Annotated in this window: 19 protein-coding genes; 5 read left to right on the top strand and 14 right to left on the bottom strand. The window is 64.9% G+C overall.

Going from position 1 to position 13,198, the window contains the following annotated elements; all coding sequences use genetic code 11:
- The first annotated feature begins 37 nt into the window (after nt 1-37).
- Nucleotides 38-601, top strand: coding sequence for a DUF2478 domain-containing protein (locus tag QX073_RS08770; protein ID WP_315713639.1), 564 nt, complete (start codon nt 38-40; stop codon nt 599-601).
- A 27-nt stretch (nt 602-628) separates the two neighbouring features.
- On the opposite strand, the gene QX073_RS08765 is transcribed toward QX073_RS08770, so the two are convergent.
- From QX073_RS08765 to nifH, 11 genes are all read right to left on the bottom strand, one after another.
- Nucleotides 629-835 carry a molybdopterin-binding protein gene (locus tag QX073_RS08765; protein WP_316225629.1) on the bottom strand — a complete coding sequence of 69 codons (207 nt, stop codon included), beginning with the start codon at nt 833-835 and terminating at the stop codon, nt 629-631.
- A 152-nt stretch (nt 836-987) separates the two neighbouring features.
- Nucleotides 988-1,284, bottom strand: a complete 297-nt coding sequence (locus tag QX073_RS08760; protein WP_172112536.1) for a ferredoxin family protein — start codon at nt 1,282-1,284, stop codon at nt 988-990.
- Between the two features lie 41 nt (nt 1,285-1,325).
- Nucleotides 1,326-2,633: an FAD-dependent monooxygenase gene (locus QX073_RS08755; RefSeq protein WP_316225628.1), complete on the bottom strand. Its 1,308-nt coding sequence runs from the start codon at nt 2,631-2,633 to the stop codon at nt 1,326-1,328.
- Between the two features lie 22 nt (nt 2,634-2,655).
- On the bottom strand, nt 2,656-3,762 hold the full coding sequence (locus tag QX073_RS08750) for an electron transfer flavoprotein subunit alpha/FixB family protein (RefSeq protein ID WP_316195024.1): 1,107 nt from the start codon (nt 3,760-3,762) through the stop codon (nt 2,656-2,658).
- Between the two features lie 36 nt (nt 3,763-3,798).
- Nucleotides 3,799-4,644 (bottom strand): electron transfer flavoprotein subunit beta/FixA family protein, encoded by an 846-nt coding sequence (locus QX073_RS08745; protein ID WP_315752866.1) that lies wholly within the window; start codon nt 4,642-4,644, stop codon nt 3,799-3,801.
- 261 nt (nt 4,645-4,905) lie between these two features.
- A complete protein-coding gene (nifW, locus tag QX073_RS08740) occupies nt 4,906-5,244 on the bottom strand; it encodes a nitrogenase stabilizing/protective protein NifW (RefSeq protein WP_316225627.1) in 339 nt (112 codons plus the stop codon).
- Entirely contained in the window at nt 5,241-6,032 is a 792-nt protein-coding gene (gene cysE / locus QX073_RS08735) for a serine O-acetyltransferase (protein ID WP_316225626.1), read from the bottom strand. The genes nifW and cysE overlap by 4 nt, the downstream gene beginning before the upstream one ends.
- 2 nt (nt 6,033-6,034) lie before the next feature.
- On the bottom strand, nt 6,035-7,174 hold the full coding sequence (gene nifV, locus QX073_RS08730; RefSeq protein WP_316225625.1) for a homocitrate synthase: 1,140 nt from the start codon (nt 7,172-7,174) through the stop codon (nt 6,035-6,037).
- Nucleotides 7,175-7,490: 316 nt separating this feature from the next.
- On the bottom strand, nt 7,491-7,985 hold the full coding sequence (irr, locus tag QX073_RS08725) for a Fur family transcriptional regulator Irr (RefSeq protein WP_315756201.1): 495 nt from the start codon (nt 7,983-7,985) through the stop codon (nt 7,491-7,493).
- Nucleotides 7,986-8,002: 17 nt separating this feature from the next.
- On the bottom strand, nt 8,003-8,737 hold the full coding sequence (locus QX073_RS08720; protein WP_316163559.1) for a nitrogen fixation protein NifQ: 735 nt from the start codon (nt 8,735-8,737) through the stop codon (nt 8,003-8,005).
- 83 nt (nt 8,738-8,820) lie between these two features.
- On the bottom strand, nt 8,821-9,708 hold the full coding sequence (nifH, locus tag QX073_RS08715; RefSeq protein ID WP_315713086.1) for a nitrogenase iron protein: 888 nt from the start codon (nt 9,706-9,708) through the stop codon (nt 8,821-8,823).
- Nucleotides 9,709-10,127: 419 nt separating this feature from the next.
- Between nifH and QX073_RS08710 the strand changes: the two genes are divergently transcribed.
- The gene (locus tag QX073_RS08710; protein ID WP_315741025.1) at nt 10,128-10,559 is read left to right on the top strand and encodes a response regulator transcription factor; all 432 of its coding nucleotides are present in this window, start codon (nt 10,128-10,130) and stop codon (nt 10,557-10,559) included.
- Nucleotides 10,453-10,980 (top strand): ArsC/Spx/MgsR family protein, encoded by a 528-nt coding sequence (locus QX073_RS08705; RefSeq protein WP_410052363.1) that lies wholly within the window; start codon nt 10,453-10,455, stop codon nt 10,978-10,980. Before QX073_RS08710 ends, QX073_RS08705 begins: the two co-directional genes overlap by 107 nt.
- Before the next feature lie 19 nt (nt 10,981-10,999).
- On the opposite strand, the gene QX073_RS08700 is transcribed toward QX073_RS08705, so the two are convergent.
- From QX073_RS08700 to QX073_RS08690, 3 genes are read right to left on the bottom strand one after another with little or no spacing between them, the layout of a single operon-like run.
- Nucleotides 11,000-11,362 carry a (2Fe-2S) ferredoxin domain-containing protein gene (locus QX073_RS08700; RefSeq protein WP_315752862.1) on the bottom strand — a complete coding sequence of 121 codons (363 nt, stop codon included), beginning with the start codon at nt 11,360-11,362 and terminating at the stop codon, nt 11,000-11,002.
- Complete coding sequence (gene grxD, locus QX073_RS08695; RefSeq protein WP_315752861.1) at nt 11,359-11,688, bottom strand: Grx4 family monothiol glutaredoxin; 330 nt, start codon at nt 11,686-11,688, stop codon at nt 11,359-11,361. Before grxD ends, QX073_RS08700 begins: the two co-directional genes overlap by 4 nt.
- 48 nt (nt 11,689-11,736) lie before the next feature.
- Nucleotides 11,737-11,970, bottom strand: coding sequence for a BolA/IbaG family iron-sulfur metabolism protein (locus tag QX073_RS08690; protein ID WP_006609694.1), 234 nt, complete (start codon nt 11,968-11,970; stop codon nt 11,737-11,739).
- Nucleotides 11,971-12,242: 272 nt separating this feature from the next.
- Here QX073_RS08690 and QX073_RS08685 point away from each other — a divergent pair, with 272 nt between their 5' ends.
- Nucleotides 12,243-12,734, top strand: a complete 492-nt coding sequence (locus QX073_RS08685) for a hypothetical protein (RefSeq protein WP_316169744.1) — start codon at nt 12,243-12,245, stop codon at nt 12,732-12,734.
- An 88-nt stretch (nt 12,735-12,822) separates the two neighbouring features.
- On the top strand, nt 12,823-13,185 hold the full coding sequence (locus tag QX073_RS08680; RefSeq protein WP_315752901.1) for an iron-sulfur cluster assembly protein: 363 nt from the start codon (nt 12,823-12,825) through the stop codon (nt 13,183-13,185).
- Nucleotides 13,186-13,198 lie beyond the last annotated feature (13 nt).

The raw sequence follows: 13,198 nt of genomic DNA, 5'->3' as shown, positions 1-13,198 counted from the left end.
CCCTGGTCGCCGCCCGCCCCCGATCGCCAGGCCCCGCATGATCCCGCATGATCTTCCTGCTTCCGCTGAGCCCAATCAGCCCCGTCTCGCCGCCATTCTCTACGGACCGGGCGACGACGCCGATGCCTTGCTGGACGCCTTTGCCCAGGAGCTGCTGCAACGGGGCGTCCGCGTCGGAGGCATCGTTCAGCGCAATACGAGAGACGAAGTCGGCAAGAAAAGCGGAATGGACGTGATCGATCTCGCCAATGGCGACACGATCTCGATCTGTCAGGACCTCGGCACCGGATCGACGGCCTGCAAGCTCGACACCGCGGGCCTTGCCGAAGCCGGCATGGCCGTTCACCGCGCCATCGCGGCCCATGCCGACCTCATCGTGATCAACAAGTTCTCCAAGCAGGAGGCTTCCGGAAGCGGGTTGCGCGGCGAGCTGGCCGACGCAATCACGTCCGGGATCCCGGTGCTGACGGCGGTGCCTCAGAAATGCATCGACGACTGGCGGACCTTTGCGGGCGATTTCGGCACGCTGCTCCAGCCGTCGCGTTCCGCGATGGAAACCTGGTGGCTCGACCTGCGCGCGCGACAGGCGTCGCGCGGCTGATCGGCGCAGCAATTCGGCGCTACGCTCCTATTTGCCGATCATCACATCCGACGACTTGATGACGGCGGAGACGCTGTCGCCGACGGCAAGCGCGAGGTCGTCCACCGCCTCGTTGGTGATCGCCGAGAAGACTGTTAGTCCCGGGGCGAGCTCCACCTTGACGTGGGCGGTGGTCGTTCCCTTTTCAACCGAGATGATTCGTCCCGGCAAGACATTTCGCGCGCTCAGCTTCACGTGCTGTTCCTCATCCGTTGCAGCCTCGTTGCTGCCGCTCAATGTAAACAGAACGCGTGCCAGAACTCAATGACCTATATCAAACACAATACAGGATTGATGATCCGGCGCTGCGTTTGCGGCACCCCGTCGACCGGCGTGATTCGACGGCGTCAGCCGAACTTGAACAGCACGCCGTAGCCGCCGCGCGGATAGCTCCACTCGATGTCGCCGCTGGCCTCGCCGATGACCCGGCAGGTGCCGCATTCGATGCAGCCGTCGACTGTGATCTCGACCTGGCCCTTGTCGTTGAGCTCGTAGCAGCGTGCCGGGCAGGCCTTGAGAAGCGCCTTCAACTGCGGCGTCGGCGTGGTATGCGGACGGACCTTGATATGGGCCCGGCCGGGATCGACCTGATAGCGATTGTAGAATAGCTTGTCTTCGACCCTGACTGCGACGTCCGTGCTCATGTCTGATCTCCCTCGCCTGAGCTGTTGCGTTCATTCACCAATCATCGCCACGCCCGAGCAAACCTGAAGGCGTCGCCGAACAGGCCGGTCCATGACCTTGCATTCACGAAGGAGCGCACGGTGCTGCTCTCCTTCTCCTTCTTCGGCGTGCCGTCGACGCGCACGAAGTTCTGCATCGCCTTGGAGACGAGCTGCGGATAGGTCAGGAAGAAATTCTGCGACTGGTTGTGCAGCAGCGCCGGCATGTCCCTGTATTTCTTCAGGTCCTTGATGACGAAGGAGTCCTCCAGCATCTTCTTGTAGAGCGCGAGGTTCTCCTTGGTCATCGGATCGCGGCGCGACTTGACCTGGAAGATCGCCTCGGCCGCGATACGCCCCGAGGTCATTGCGAGATTGGATCCCTCGCGGTGGACGGCATTGTTGAGCTGGGCGGCATCGCCGACCACCACCCAGCCATCGCCGCAGAGCTGCGGGATCGCGTTATAGCCGCCCTCGGGAATCAGGTGCGCCGAGTACTCCTTGACTTCCGACCCCTCGATCAGCGGCGCCACCGACGGATGCTGCTTGAACCGCTCGAGCAGGCCGTAGGGCGTCTCGCCGGTCTTCTGGAAGTCGGAGACGAGGCAGCCGATGCCGAGCGAAATGCACTCCTTGTTGGAATAGATGAAGCCCATGCCGGTCATGCCGCGGGAAATCGTGCCGACGGCCTCGATGACAGCCCCCTCGTCGCCCTTCAGGTTGAAGCGCGCCTCAATCGTCTCGCGCGGCAGGAAGTGCATCTCCTTGACCGCCAGCGCGACGTTCTCCGGCTTCGGCCGCTCGCGCAGGCCGGCGCGGGTTCCGAGCAGGCCGTTGACGCCCTCGGCCAGCACGACGACGTCGGCATGGATCTCACCATCGCGCCGATCGGTTCTGACGCCGATCACCTTGCCATAGGCATCCTGCGCGAGCTCGGTCACGGTGGTCTCGCACAGCACGGTGGCGCCAGCCTCCTTGACCTTGGACGAGAACCATTTGTCGAACTGGGCGCGGATGATCGTGTAACGGTTCGGCTTTTCCTCGTTGAAGTCGTCCGACTTGTAGTGCAGGCCGACATGCGACTTGTCGTCGAGCATCCAGAAGCGCTGCTCGACCAGATGGCGTTCCAGCGGCGCTTCCTCGCGGAAGTCCGGAATCAGCTTCTCCAGCATGTCGGCGTAGAGGATCGCGCCCTGCACGTTCTTGGAGCCGGAATACTCGCCGCGCTCGAGCTGCAGCACCTTCATGCCGCGCTTGGCCATGGTCAGCGCAGCCGCATTACCGGCCATGCCGGCACCCACGACGATCGCGTCGAAACGTTCCTCGATCACTGCCCTGCTCCCTCTCTGGTGCCTAGCTTGCGATGCGATCGCGCGAATGCGGCGACAGACGCGCGCGGAATGCCTCCGTCAGCGCGGGCAGCAGCCGGATCGCATCGGTGACGATGCCGACATGCGCGAAGTCGAAGATCGGCGCGTTCTTGTCGGTGTTGATGGCAACGATCAGGTCGGCGCCCTCGACACCGACCCGATGCTGGATCGCGCCGGAGATGCCCGCGGCGATGTAGAGCTTGGGCCGAATGGTCTTGCCGGTCTGGCCGATCTGGCGATCCGAGGTCACCCAGCCCTTCTGCACCAGCGGCCGCGAGCAGCCGAAGTCGGCGCCGAGCACCGCGGCGAGCCCCTTGACGAGCTGGAAGTTCTCCGGCGAGCCAAGCCCGAGCCCGCCCGCCACGACGATGTCGGCATAGGCGAGATTGGACTTGGCGGAATCGCGATCCGGAATGAAGGACAGCACCTTGGTGACGATGTCCTCCTCGACGAGACCGAGCTTGTGCTCGATGATGCGACTGGCGGGTTTCTCGACGCGGTCCGGCATCGACATCACGCGCGGGCGGACGGTGGCCATCTGCGGCCGATAGTTCAGCGTGTAGATCGTGCAGAGCAGCGAGCCGCCGAAGGTCGGACGCGTCGCAGCCAGCGAGCCGTCGGCATCGACGTCGAGTTCGGTGCAGTCGGCGGTCAGACCCGTGAGCAGCGTCGTCGCGACGGAGCCGGCGAGGTCGCGGCCGAGCGTGGTGGCGCCGAGCAGCAGGATCTCCGGCTTGAAGGTGTTGACGACGTCGGTCAGCGCCTTGGTGTAGGCTTCGTTGCGATAGTCGGTGAGAACGCCGTCCGCGACGATGTAGGCGAGATCGGCGCCATAGCAGAACGACTCCGCGGCAGCGTGCTGCACGGCTTCTCCGGGAGGACCGATCACGACGGCCGCGAGATCGACCTTCAGCTTGTCGGCGAGCTTGCGTCCGGCGCCCATCAGCTCCCAGGATACCGGGTGGACCTGGCCGCGCTCCTGCTCGATGAACACCCAGACGTGCTTGTAGGCCTTGAAATGCTCGGGCAGCTCCTTCTTGGTCGCGGCGCGACCGGCTGCGGCGGGCGGTGCTTTGGTGGGTTCGCTCATGGTCGTCGTCCCTTGGTCCGTCAAAAGCCGTTTGGATCAGAAGCCGTGCGCTGACGTCGTCAGCTCGGCTTCGAGCTTCGGCTGCCGCTTGAACAATTCCTCGATCAGCGCGTCGGCCGGCGCGCGGTTCGAGAAGTCGACCATGGTTGCCTTCTCCGCCCGGGCCGACGGCGCGAAGACCCGCTTCACGATGGTCGGCGAGCCCTTCAAGCCGCACTTCGAGATGTCCTCGACGCCGGCGTCCTTGGCGCTCCAGGTGACGATCTGAGCGCGCGCCGCACGGAGCGCATCGGCCATGGCGCCGCGGCGGATCTCGTTGGTCGCCTCGAGCATCGTCACCAGGCACGGCAGCTTGGTCTTCAGCACTTGAACGCCCCCCTCGGAGCGGCGCTCGGCTTCGATGGTGCGCGCGACAGGATCGACCTCGCGGATCTTCGCCACGTAGGTCAGCTGCAGCAGGCCCAGCCGCTTGGCGATGCCCGGGCCGACCTGGGCGGTGTCGCCGTCGATCGTCTGCTTGCCGGTGAACACGATGTCGGGCGCGCCAAAAGTCTCGCTGACCTTGCGAATGGCTGTCGCCAGCGCATAGGTGGTTGCCAGCGTATCGGCGCCAGCGAAGAAGCGATCGGTCAGCAGCACGGCGCGGTCGGCGCCGTAGGTCAGCGCCCGGCGCAGCGAGTCCTCGGCGGACGGCGGTCCCATGGTCAGCACCGTCACTTCGCCGCCGAACTTGTCGCGCAGTTGCAGCGCCGCCTCGAGCGCAAACAGGTCGTAAGGGTTGATGATGGTCGGCACACCCTGGCGCATGATGGTGTTGGTCACCGGATGAACGCGGATCTGCGCGGAGTCCGGAACCTGCTTGATGCAGACGACGATATGCATGCGATCACTCCGGGTGTGTAGTCCTGCGATCAGGACAGCAATTGTCGTACCAGTTTCGGCCGCGATGATTATTGGCACGGATTCAACACCTTGGCGCATGAACCCGATCTGCTTCTGAAAACTTGCCGACGAGGTCCGACACGTCGCAAGCAACACGCGTCGGGAATGCGACAGGAACTTGAAAGCGCACGGCTCGCTTGAACGCAGAAGCGCCGCCAGTCGTGCTGGCGGCGCGCGCGGGAGCGATCGTCAGTTCATGCGCTACTTGAGCGTCGTCAGCGACACGAACGGCTTTGGAGCCGGCTTCGGCGGCGCCACCGCCTCCTTGAGCACCTTGAACACCCGCTGATCGAGCGGCGTCGAGACGAGGAAGTCCTGATAGGCCTGCTCCAGGAACAATTTGCAGCGGGCTGCGACGTCCTCACTGGAAACGCCGGAGAAGTCCTCGCTGACGAGGTACTGCCCCATCCGGCGGAGGATATGCAGCCGGCAGACGTTGAGCACCTTGGGATCGTAGTCGACACCGAGCAGCTTGAAGAACTCCTCGGCCGCGGAGGTCTTCTTCAGTTCGTCCAGAACGTTCGGCGTTGCCGCAGTCATTGCTTTGCTCCTTGACTCGAAATCGGATCAACCTCGCAGAGAGAGGTCGGCGCCGGAGGCGGCGGTCCCTGACGCATCCTCTGCCTGGTGTGAGCGAGCTGCGCCTCGAGGAATTCGATCCGGTCCAGCATCACGGAAAGGGCTTCACCGACCGGATCAGGCATCAAATGATGGTCCAGATCGATCCGTCCGACGGTCCGCCGATGGGTGAACTCAGGCCGCACCACCTTGGCGGGGATCCCGACCACCGTGACGTCGGGCGGCGTGCTCTGGATGACGACGGAGTTGGCACCGACGCGGGTCCGCGGACCGATGGTGATCGGTCCGAGAATCTTGGCGCCGGCGCCGACGACGACACCGCTGTCCAGCGTCGGATGCCGCTTGCCTGGCGACCACGACGTACCTCCCAGGGTGACGCCGTGATACAACGTGACATCGTCGCCGACCTCCGCGGTCTCGCCGATCACGACGCAGGCGCCATGATCGATGAAGAAGCGGCGGCCGATTTCGGCGCCCGGATGAATGTCGACATTCGACAGGAAACGTCCGAGCCACGACAACAAGCGCGCCGGAAAACGCCAGCCGCGGATCCACAGCCGATGCGCCAGGCGGTGCCAGATCAGCGCGTGAATGCCGGGATAGGTCAGCAGCGTCTCGATTTCGCTGCGCGCCGCCGGATCGCGCGAACGGACGCACGCAATGTCCTCGCGGATCAGGCGGAGCAGCGAGGGCCGGCTCAGCTCGGCGACGATCGGCTTTGCAATGGGTGTGTCGACGATGTCGCTCATGATCAGGCAAAGCTCGCCAGCGGGTGATCGCAGACTTCGCGCCAGATGGCCGCAACGGCCTCTTTCGGCACTGGCCCCTTGTGAGTGACGGCATGCCTGCGCACGCGCGCCAGGATGCGCTGGGCCTGGTCGACGCTCGCCGGCAGGCGTAGATCCGACAGCAGCGAGGTGATCGCCGACAGCCCGGAATGCTTCCCGATCACGATCCGGTTGGAGCGGCCGAACAGTCCCGGATCGAGGGCCTGATAGGTGCGCTGATCCTTCAGCAGCCCGTCGACGTGAATGCCGGATTCATGGGTGAAGACGTGCTCGCCGACAATGGCCTTGTTGAGTGGAATGGCGCGCGCCGCGGCGGCCGCCACGACATTGGCGACGTGATCGAGTTCGGCCAGCACGATGCCGGTCTCGCGCCGGTAGAGCTGCCGCAGCGCGACCGCGACCTCCTCCAGCGGAGCATTTCCGGCGCGCTCGCCGAGGCCGATCACGGTGACCGATGCATGGGTCGCGCCCGCCTTGACCGCCGCCAGCGTGTTGGCGGTGGCAAGACCGAGATCATCATGGCCGTGAAACTCGATCTCCAGGTCCGTGGCCGCTCGCAAGGCGCCGACCAGCGCTGACGTCGCGTCGGGATCGAGCACGCTCAGGGTATCGGCGACGCGGAAGCGCCGGGCGCCGAGCGACTTCGCGGTCGCGATCACCTCGGCGAGAAAGCCGACATCGGCGCGCGACGAATCCTCACCGCCGACGGCAACGGCCAGTCCGCGGCTCCGCGCATAGCCGACCACGCGCTTGACCAGCTCCAACGCGGCGCTGCGGCTGCCGCCGAGCTTGGCGGCGATCTGCACATCGGATGTCGGGACGGAGACATTCACCATCGAGACGCCCGCCGCGATCGCCGCATCGACATCCGCCTCGCGCATCCGGCACCAGCCGATGATGGTCGCGGGCAGACCGGCCTCGACGATCGCCCTGATCGCAGCGATCTCGTCGACCCCCATCGCCGGCGTGCCGGCCTCGATCTCGGGAACACCGGCACGGGCGAGCGCACGGGCGATCGCGACCTTCTCTCCGAGGGCGAAGGCGACGCCCGGCGCCTGCTCGCCGTCGCGGAGCGTGGTATCGTTCAGGATGACCCGGGGCATCGGGCTCCCCGAGACCGTGCCCCCGTGGGCAGAGCCGGCCTCTCGGGCATTCCTGGGCCCGCGCTGTCCGGAGACGTCTGGCATTCACTCGCTCCGTCGCAACCTGTGTGAGGCCGCCAGAAGCACGACGCTCCATCACGGCCAGCAATTCACTCAGCAACGGCCATGCCATCGCCGGACCCGAATCTAATCAATTGAATTTACTTCACTTTTTGCGTGAAGACGGATTGTCGGATTCGTAACAGGGTCGGGAATCGGACGTCGAGGTGAAGTGACTCGGTCGCCCAGCGCCAAGCCGCGGCGACCTGCGCTGCCGTCAGGCGTGGCGCCTGCGGCGCAGATGGATGACGATGTCAATCCGCTCCATGCGATAGCCCGGCAGCGGCTCCGGCAGCTGCTCGAACGCGACATGCTCGGGCACATCGACGAGCTCGCCTTCGTCCTCATAGAAGAAGTGCGGATGCACGGTCGTATTAGTGTCGAAGAACGATTTCGAGCCGTCCACGCCGATCTGCCGCAGTAGCCCGAGCTCCACGAACTGATTGAGCGTGTTGTAGATGGTGGCCTGCGAGATCTTCATGCCGGTGGCGACGGCGGCGCCATAGAGCGCATCGGCGGTGATGTGGCGGTCACCGCTGCCGAACAGAATCCGGCTCAGTTGCTGGCGCTGCTGGGTGGGACGCAACCCGGCCCGACGCAGCGCGTCCTCGCATCGACGCATCAGGATCTCGCCAGCTTCGCAGGTCTCTGCCTGGGGACAAGGTCCGCCATCGGAGTTGCACGGGGATCGAAGCTGGCTGTCCATCAACATCGTCACGGTCCTCGAACTCACATCGCGGCGCCCGCCGCCTCCTGCAGCGCCACATCGCGTCGCCGCTCGGCCATCCGGCTCTCGCCGCTCTCCTCGCCGAAACAGAGCGCGAAATCGTTGCACTGGGTGCAGACCGGCGTCGTGCACATGACGAAGCCGTCGTCCTCGCACAGCATGCGGTAGAAGAAGCGCTTCCAGCGCATGTTCTTGGTGTTGCGGCTTGCGAGCGGCGCGAAATGACGCGTCAGGAGCCGCGACAGCTCGGAGCGCTCGCGCAGGCCCAGGTCTTCCCAGAGATGGTTGGGCTCCATCGCGCGACGCGCCACCATGGCTGCGAGCCAGCGGCCGACCTCGCCGTCCGTGGAGCGCTGCGCGGCGAGCAGATCGCGCACCATCGCGATTTCGTCGTCGTCCGGCGCGGCCACGGCCCCGGTGATCGGCAGCCATGAGGAGTCGATCGAGGCTGCAGGAAACAGCTGCGCCAGCAGTGCGATCAGCTCGACGGTCGAAAGCCCGGCTCGCTCCGCCAGCGCGCCGTGCTCCATCGCTGAAACGGCGAGGATCGATGCGATGACGTGACGGTCGAAACCGATGTCGCTGTCGATCAGCGCATCGTCGGGATCGACGCCGGTCAGCAGGCGGTAAATCTGGCGGCCGTGGTGCCGCCTGTCCTCTTCGAAGGAGCCGTTGCGCGGCGACGGTTGCAGGCCAGCGGCAACGGACTCCGAGACGCCCACGATTGCGATGGTCATAGCGTGATCCCCTGCCGCCTGCCGGCGGGACATGCGATGAGGTACCGGCCTTCCGACGGGAGGAAGGCCGGTACCAAGACTGCTTAAGCCGTTGCGGCGAGTTCGGCGGCAGTCTTTCCGATCTGGGTTTCGTCGACGGCTTTCATGATGCCGTGCTCCATCAGCATGTCCTCAAGCTCGTCCATCGTGATCGGGGTCGGGATGATGCCCTTGCCGCCGTTGTTGTGGATCTTCTGCGCCAGCGAGCGGTAGTGCCCGGCCTGGACCGAATCCGGCGCATATTCCAGCACGGTCATGCGGCGCAGCTCGGCGTGCTGCACGATGTTGTCGCGCGGCACGAAGTAGATCAGCTGGGTGCCGAGCTTCTTGGCGAGAGCCTCCGCCAGCTCCAGCTCCTTGTCGGTCTGGCGCTCGTTGCAGACCAGGCCGCCCAGGCGCACGCCGCCGGAGTTCGCATATTTCAGAATGCCCTTGGAGATGTTGTTGGCGGCATACATCGCCATCATCTCGCCGGACATCACGATGTAGATCTCCTGCGCCTTGTTCTCGCGGATCGGCATCGCGAAGCCGCCGCACACGACGTCGCCGAGCACGTCGTAGGACACGTAGTCGATGTCCTCGTAGGCGCCGTTCTCCTCCAGGAAGTTGATCGAGGTGATGACGCCGCGGCCGGCGCAGCCGACGCCGGGCTCCGGACCGCCGGACTCGACACAGCGGATGTCGCGATAGCCGACCTTCATGACCTCCTCGATCTCGAGGTCCTCGACGCTGCCCGCGGCAGCGGCCAGGCTCAGGATCGTGTCCTGCGCCTTGGCGTGCAGGATCAGGCGGGTCGAATCCGCCTTGGGGTCGCAGCCGACGATCAGGATCCGATGACCCATCTCGGCGAGCGCCGCGAGCGTGTTCTGCGACGTCGTCGATTTGCCGATGCCGCCCTTGCCGTAGAATGCGATTTGTCGAAGTGATGACATTCTGCTCTCCATCAACCGATTGCCAATGTCGCGCCCGCGCTGCTCGCGAGGCGCGACCGCGTCCTCTGTGTGTACGAACCGGCAGACGGGTTGTTGGGAAGGAGAGCATCGCTCGTCCGGAGCGTCGGCGTGCACTCAGCCCTCAACCATTGCCTGAACCCGGTTTTGCAACGGCTGTGCCAGCACGCGCACAGGGCCAAAACGATCATGTTTTAAAGGAGATGCGGAGCAATCCGGGCGCGATTGCGAGTTGTTGCAAACCCGACATCGGAATGCTTCGCAAGATGCGACGACGCGCGGCGCTGTCCGAAACGACACAACAGCGGTAGCTTTTCAGCCGGGCGGTGCCCGGAACGAGATTTGCTAGATCCCCTCTGCAGCCCTGCGGCACAGACGCTGACAACGTTGAGGAGGATGCAATGCAGATCGGAGTGGAGACGGCCAAGGCAGTGGACCAGCGGCGCGTGTTCGTGATCGACGACGACGAGATCACGCGCGCGGCCCTGCAGTTCATGTTGCACGATGAAATCGAGACCCACGAATTGGCGACGCCGGAGGAGGCGTACGAGAAGGGCGTCGACTGGCTGGCACCGAACGTGGTGCTGCTCGGGGTTTCCTTCCTGAAGCAACGCGGCCCCGAGCTCGTCCGCGAGATCCTGGCGAAGTTCAAGGGCGTGCGCATTCTGATCGTGACCGCCAAGGCCGACGAGGCGATCGCGATCGAAGGTCTCAAGGCCGGCGCGCATGGCGCCGTGGTCAAGCCGCTCACGATCGAGTCGGTGCGCAAGAAGGTCGACACCATTCTCGGCCGCGCCGGCGGCGCGCAGCTGGTCCAGCTCGGCGGCGCCTGACGTGACGACCGTCGTCTTCTACGAGAAGCCGGGCTGCGGCACCAACGCCCGGCAGAAGCTGATGCTGACGCGAGCAGGCCACGATGTCATCGCCAGGAACCTCTTGACCGAACCCTGGACGGGCGAGAGGCTGCGCACATATTTCGCCGGGACCCCCGTCTGGGCCTGGTTCAATCCGGCCTCGCCGCGCGTGAGATCGGGAGAGATCGAGCCAGAGACGATCGAAGCCGTCGCGGCCATCGACCTGATGCTCGAGGATCCGCTGCTGATCCGCCGGCCATTGATCGAAGCCGGCGGCCGGTGCTGCGCCGGCTTCGATCGTGAACCCGTGATCTCGCTGCTTCGGCAGGGCGACGGTCTGGAGGATGTCCAGGGCTGCACGCGTCCGGATGGGTCGACACCTTGTCCTGAGCCGCGTTGAGCGGCTCCATTCTGCAAGCTCAGCGCTTCAACACCATGACCAGGCGATCGACACGCTTGCCCTGCTTGAAGTGGGATTCGACGATCTCGTCGATATCCTCCGGCTTGGTCGGTCGATACCAGACGCCGTCCGGATAGACCACCATCATCGGTCCGGCGCTGCAGAAGCCGAAGCAGCCGGCGGCGGTGACGCCGATATCCGTCAACCGCTGCGCCTCGATGGTCTTGGTCAGCCGGTCCCACAGCGGCTGCACGCCGAGCGCGCCGCAGCTGCCGCGCGGATGCCCGGGCGGGCGCTGCGTCAGGCAGACGAAGGCGTGATGTTTGTAGAGCTGCGGAATCTCGAATGCGTCATCCGCCTCGGCGACATCGGCATCGCTCATGACGCAGACGCCTTGATGCCCTTGTCGGCGAGCAGGGTCGCGAGCTCACCGGCCTGGAACATCTCGCGCACGATGTCGCAGCCGCCGACGAATTCGCCCTTCACATAGAGCTGCGGAATGGTCGGCCAGTTGGAGAACTCCTTGATGCCCTCGCGGATGAAGGGATCGGCGAGCACGTTGACGCTCTCGTAGGCCACGTCGAGCTTGGCCAGGATCTGTGCCACCGCGGCGGAGAAGCCGCATTGCGGCGCCGCCGGCACGCCCTTCATGAACAGCACGATGTCATTGCTGTCGATCAGCTTCTGAATGCGTTCGGATGTCGACATAGACTGGATCCTTTCCCTGAATGCGACCGATCAGCCCGGCCGCAACGATCATTTCGGCAATGACGTCTCGAGCGCCAGCGCATGCAGCACGCCGCCCATCTGGCCCTTGAGAGCCGAATAGACCATCTGATGCTGTTGCACCCGGCTCTTCCCGGCGAAAGCCTGTGAGGTGACGCGCGCCGAATAATGGTCGCCATCGCCCGCCAGATCCTCGATCACGACGACGGCATCCGGGAACGCCTCCTTGATCAGACGCTCGATGTCCGTTGCTGCCATCGCCATCGCTGCCACTCCCGCTGGATTGATGAAGGCCTCATGCAAGCTCCGAACCAGTGATTTGCTCGCCGCAATCGCCGTCTCGCCGGCATCTGACGACGCGTCCACGCCAATTCGCCAAGCGTTGCGTCGTCTTTGCGACATCGGCCGCGGCGGAGCGAAGAGGCGACGTGCAAAATCCAACATCGGCCCGCTCTTCCGCCCGCCTCGTACCGGCTCCGGCGCTGCTGCACCCGCGCGAAAACGGTCCGCGTCTTGCAGTGATTTGATCGAGGTCAATGCAGATGCTCGAACTCGTCAGCGAACCCGACACGATCAACTTCGGCGATCTGCCGCAAGAGATCGATGCGCTTTTGCAACAGGGCGTGGCGGCGTATCGCCGCGACCACGCGCAGGCGGATCGGCTGTTTCGCCAGGCGCTGGCGGCCGCTCCGCAGCAGCTTCCGACCTACTTCTGTCTGTACAAGATTCACACCTATCAAGGCCATCTCGACGAGGCAGAGGCGGTCGCCGAGCTGGGCCTTGCGGAAGCGGCGCGCCAGGCCGGCTGGCCACGGGATTGGCGGCACTGGACGCCGCATGATCCGCTGCCGGATGGCGCCGGCCGCTTCGCGCTCTACACGCTGAAGGCCCTAGCCTTCATCCATCTGCGCAAGACTGATTCCGACGGAGCAGCCGAAATGCTCGCGGCGCTGCGGCGACTCGATCCCACCGGCGCCGTCGGATGGCCGGTCGTCGCCGCGCTGGCCGAGGGGCTCGGTTCGGAATGAGGCGACGCCATGCATGAGCGAAACATGACTCGAATTCCAACGACCATCCCCCGGTGCGAACCAGGATCATGAGAGGAACCAACGCATGATGACCATGCACGCCCCGCCCCCTCCTTCCCCGGCGCAGAACGCCGTAGCGACCGGCTCCCAGAGTGCAGCCGAGAGCGTGATTGCAGCGTTGCGAACGGTCTATGACCCGGAGATTCCGGTGAACGTCTACGATCTCGGGCTGGTCTATCGAATCGCGCACGAGGGCGGCGGCGCGGTCGAGATCGACATGACCCTGACGGCGCCCGGCTGTCCGGTCGCAAGCGAGATCGTCCGAATGGTGGAGGACGCCGTACAGGCCGTCGACGGTGTGGTGTCGGTCAAGGTCACCCTTGTCTTCGAGCCGCCATGGGACAAGTCGCGCATGTCCGAAGAGACCGCCCTGGAGCTGGGTTTGTTGTAACGCGCGCCAACCG

Origin of the sequence: Bradyrhizobium sp. SZCCHNS3052 (assembly GCF_032484495.1) — a bacterium.
Taxonomy (GTDB): domain Bacteria; phylum Pseudomonadota; class Alphaproteobacteria; order Rhizobiales; family Xanthobacteraceae; genus Bradyrhizobium.
The sequence above is the reverse complement of the archived record's forward strand: the minus strand, read 5'-3'. Positions and strand labels throughout refer to the sequence as shown.